2 protein-coding genes are annotated in these 574 nt (G+C 43.2%); both read right to left on the bottom strand.

Features of this window, described 5'->3' with window-relative positions; genetic code table 11:
* A partial coding sequence (locus HBA93_RS18045) for an FAD-dependent oxidoreductase (RefSeq protein ID WP_221724212.1) occupies positions 1-152 on the bottom strand: 152 nt, incomplete at its 3' end.
* Between the two features lie 8 nt (positions 153-160).
* Positions 161-574: arsenic resistance protein (locus HBA93_RS18040; RefSeq protein ID WP_502910137.1), on the bottom strand; the 414-nt coding region annotated here is incomplete at its 5' end.

Raw genomic sequence — 574 nt, 5'->3', positions numbered from 1 at the left:
AGTGAATCCCAAGCGTGTCTCCATGCTCCGCCTGAACCATTTTCGGCATCAAGAAGGACGAATTTAACGCCCTCACGCTTTAAATAGTATGCTGACGCTAGACCTGCTTGCCCAGCGCCAATGATTATCACATCGAAAATTTCAGAGGCCATAAAGATACCTATTTATGAGTGGTAGTCTTAACCGCACCAGAAGGTGTGAAGTATTTTTTACTGAGCCACAAAGAAATTTGTACCAAGAAAATTAAAACAGGTACTTCTACAAGAGGCCCAATAACCGCTGCGAATGCTACAGGTGAAGCAAGTCCAAATGTGACGATTGCGACAGCGATTGCTAACTCAAAATTATTGCCAGCTGATGTAAAGGCAACGGCTGTTGTTCTTGGGTAGTCGGTGCCAAGGGACTTAGCCATCCAAAAACTAATTAAGAACATCGCGATAAAATAAATAGTTAGCGGAATAGCAACTAACACTACATCGCCAGGTAATTTGACGACATCGCCGCCCTTAAGGCTGAACATTGCAACGATAGTGAATAATAGTGCTGTGAGTGTGAGAGGACTGATTTTTGGTAA

It is taken from the genome of Ochrobactrum sp. SFR4 (assembly GCF_019730395.1).
In the GTDB taxonomy this organism is placed as follows: Bacteria; Pseudomonadota; Alphaproteobacteria; order Rhizobiales; family Rhizobiaceae; genus Pseudochrobactrum.
Note: the sequence above shows the minus strand (reverse complement) of the source record. Positions and strands in the feature narration are given on the sequence as shown.